3 protein-coding genes are annotated in these 3,619 nt (G+C 40.6%); 2 read left to right on the top strand and 1 reads right to left on the bottom strand.

Features of this window, described 5'->3' with window-relative positions; all coding sequences use genetic code 11:
• The first annotated feature begins 702 nt into the window (after positions 1–702).
• Together HM003_08435 and HM003_08430 are read left to right on the top strand one after the other, a co-directional pair.
• A complete protein-coding gene (locus HM003_08435) occupies positions 703–1,476 on the top strand; it encodes a hypothetical protein (GenBank protein ID MBX5329356.1) in 774 nt (257 codons plus the stop codon).
• A gap of 49 nt (positions 1,477–1,525) precedes the next feature.
• Positions 1,526–2,038: a hypothetical protein gene (locus HM003_08430; GenBank protein ID MBX5329355.1), complete on the top strand. Its 513-nt coding sequence runs from the start codon at positions 1,526–1,528 to the stop codon at positions 2,036–2,038.
• Positions 2,039–2,422: 384 nt separating this feature from the next.
• On the opposite strand, the gene HM003_08425 is transcribed toward HM003_08430, so the two are convergent.
• Complete coding sequence (locus tag HM003_08425) at positions 2,423–3,547, bottom strand: hypothetical protein (protein MBX5329354.1); 1,125 nt, start codon at positions 3,545–3,547, stop codon at positions 2,423–2,425.
• Between the last annotated feature and the right edge of the window lie 72 nt (positions 3,548–3,619).

Below are 3,619 nucleotides of genomic sequence, written 5' to 3'. Positions count from 1 at the left end.
TCGCTGTTAATAGAACATTTGGTTTTATGCTCACTTTGGCTGTAAGTCATTAACCTATTTCGTGGAAGCTTTTTTCTTGACGTATTCTTAAAATAAAGTTAATTAAGTTTTGTTAACTCCCAACTGCACTTAACAACTTAATGAGTGAAACTTTAATCTGGTTCTTCAGTCTACATGAAAATTCCGAGAATTTAAACCGAGATGTAAACCTGTTCCCCGGCGCTTTTTCTTGCTCAAAATTTGCGCTTATCTTGTTGGTTTTAGACAAGAAACTTGCTTAATTACCGTTTTTTGGTTTCGCGGTTCTGTGGTATTTCGCTTTTTGGTTTAAATTTACCGTGCTGTCGATTTTCTTCTGAACTGCAAGATTTGCTAAACTTCACTTTGTTTATGAAGCTTTTCGATTTCACCTTACTCGCTAACACTCAAATTAGGCGTTTCTAGTTAAGATAAGCTGAAAATGAGCTTGAAATTCGAGTGCGGGAGTTAGGTTTGAACTTCGGTTTAAATTCTCGGAATTTACATGAACCGAGGTAACATAGAAAATGCAAGGTTAGAAAAGCTTAAACAGCCCAAAATTAATTGAAAACCTTGGGGCGATCATAAGCAATAAATACATTGACTACAACTTTTAATATGAAAAAGAAGGTTGTATTCTACTATCCCGTTTGAGACAGAACCCGATGAGGAGTATGCCCAGAAATGAAGACTGAGGATATCGATCCTTCGGTGAGGAAATGTCTTGAAGGCGTAAACAAGGACTACAATAAGGCTCTAAGTAAAATCGCCAAAACTCCAATCGAGTTCAAAAAGTATCAGGATGGCATACTAGGGCGCTTTGAAACAAAAGATGGCATACCTTTCGTTTCGTACACAGACTTAAGGTGGTTCCCAAAACTCTACGAAGGAGGTCTAGTAGATTGGTTTGATAAGCCTGGGTATAAACCCATCCAATGTTTCTGCGGTACCATGGCCAATAGACCTATCCCTACTTCTATGTTCGTGAAGAAAGTGAAAGTTGGCTTATTTAAAGAGAAACTATCATTCTTGCCTTTCGTGCCCATGTCTGCGTTTAGTGCCAAGGAAGTGTATAAAGAAAAGTTTAGCTGGAACCCCTTGATTGAACGTCTAAACCAAGACAATTATCTCCTCGATTTAATCAAAGAATTGCCAACCCGTACGGGTGTCGCGACCTCCAGTAAGATTACGGAATATTTCACGATTAACGATGAAGATAAGAATTATGAAACTCTATGCCAAGTTATCCCACTTGGGAACGATACCTTCATCAGTACGCGCCACATGTTTGGGTATGGAGGTGAGCGCGCGCAGCGGTGGGGGATAGAACGTGCCGTGAAAGCAATTAGTAGAATACGTGAACTTATTTTAGAATATGGCTGTGACCAACCAACAACTGGGCAGTTTCCCGAGCAATGGGCTACTGCAATAGCCGCACTCCTTACGTTAAAGGAGTGACAAACTTGGGAATAATGAAGTCAATAATCTGTAAACTTGGAGGAATAGGTTGCTTCTTGCATTGCTGCTGTATACCAGCAAGCCAGACACCGTACAAGGGTGGGTGCTGATACTTGCGTTGGTCATGTTCCTCGGCTCTTTGGGAGTCATCGGTGTACTCGGCGCTAGACTTGGGACTCTACCCTACAGCATAACAGGATACATTCTCCTCGGTCTCGCAGGACTTTTTTTAATACTCTCTTTTTACAGCCTATGGGTGGAAGAAATTAAGTTAAACGAGGCATGGGTGCTTCTACTTTATATAATAATCATGTATGCTGCAGGAACATTCCTCATTAGTAAAGCTTCAAAATTGAAAATGTCAGATTATCTTCTTCGCTTTTGGAAGGCAGATGCCGTCTTAACTATAGAAGAGGTGCAAGAAATTCTTAAGGAACATTTAGGCGAGAAAGCGACACGTGAACAGATTGCAGAGAAAGCAGAGGATGTCCTGCGGCTTTTGTTTGAGCAGGGGCATATCAAGCGGGTCACACTAACCAGCTGGAAGCGACTCCTAAAATGAAACAAGAACGCATCAAAAGTCCATGGGTGAGGACCACACGGAACCGCATGAAAACAGGTTGTACAGCGCGCGCTTGGATTAAATTTTGGCTTTTTCTGTTAATCGAGCTTCGTTCTCTTTTTCTATACGTAGTGACCATATGACCCCAGCCAAGAAATTCTTCCGTGGACCTTTTGCTTATAGTGTTGTGATAATAGACGCTTTTGGTAAGCTGAAACACTTAAGGTAAGGATGTGCGGGGGGTTAGGTTTAAAACTCGGTTTAAATTCTCGGAATTTTAACGAGTAGTCAACTTGTATTATGCCTTGACGGAAGTCCGAACTTGACCCTGGGCTAGACAAGACTTTTTGCGGTAGGAAAAGTTGTTTTATAAAAATAGAGGGGTTAAGTTCTTGTTTTTCTATTGTGCTTTTTCTTTATGAGTATCGTAGGAATAGCTGTGACTATTAGAGTTGCAAGTAGTAGAGTGGTCGTTGGAAACTCTGGTATAACGTTTGTTCCTTGGATTAGGACTGTCTTTGTGGAATGGTTGTAAGTGAAGTATAGGTAAGTGAATTCTCCATCCTCAAACACCGTGTAATTTGTCGGTTGATTGTTTACGAGAATGCTCCATTGTCCATTTTGGACCCAAAGCAGATCCTTAGGAATCGCTACTCTGCAAAAGCCTGTTTCAGTCTTGCCAGTTACGTTAAACTTTAAAAAGGCGCCTTCAGCAGGGTTGAAAAAGAAGTCTGAAACAGTTGAATTGCTAACAACACCCACAAAATATTCCGTATCATCCCATGTTCCAGCTTCAAAAATATTAATTGGACCCATGAGCGGGTAATTATCAGAATGCTCAGGCACGCCGATTCCCCATTCGTATATAGTATAGGGCGTGTCCCCTATGCCGTCGCTTCCCGGCTGATCTTGATAGCGACCGCTTTTTTCATCAACACCAGCATAATCGCTCCAATAGTTTCCGCTGGCAGGATAACCAGCGTCAAAGAGGTTAAGATCGGCTTCAGGATCAGCCATACCATTATGTCCATTGTTGATAAAGTTGTTATGGAAAATATTGTTTTCATCAGCTCTATCAAGATAAATGCCAGCCCAACTGTTGTTCTCTATATTGTTGTTGTATATGGCGTTATATTTGCAATCCCACCAAACATGAATGCCATAACGACTATTGTTCACCACATTGTTTCTGAAGATTTTATTGTGCGAACCCACATATATTCCGTCTGTCCAGCTGTTTGTTACGTTGTTTTCATATACGATATTGTTTGAACCAATTTCGATCGAACCTCCTTCTGACACCACATTCCGATAGATTGTGCTGTTGGAGTCAACACTAATCCCGTATGATACTATGTTTTCACTAACTACAATATTTGAACAGTAGAACGCAAGATTGATACTGGCTTGCGGGAAATTATTTCCGTGGATAATGATGCTTGAAGAATTCCAACCATAAATAGTTGTGCGGTTTGCTGTTATTCCATTGATTTGAATGTTGATTGTCATGTTTAGGAATATCCCGTAGTAAAAAGACCTTATTTCCATGTTTCTTATAGTTATATTGTGTCTTCCGGTGAG

Source organism: Candidatus Bathyarchaeota archaeon A05DMB-5, from assembly GCA_019685655.1.
Lineage (GTDB): Archaea > Thermoproteota > Bathyarchaeia > Bathyarchaeales > Bathycorpusculaceae > DSLH01.
Note: the sequence above shows the minus strand (reverse complement) of the source record. Positions and strands in the feature narration are given on the sequence as shown.

Excerpts from the sequence above, each read along its gene's own strand:
- HM003_08435 (MBX5329356.1), top strand. The coding sequence starts at position 703 with ATGAAGACTGAGGATATCGATCCTTCGGTGAGGAAATGTCTTGAAGGC.
- HM003_08425 (MBX5329354.1), bottom strand. The coding sequence starts at position 3,547 with ATGACAATCAACATTCAAATCAATGGAATAACAGCAAACCGCACAACT.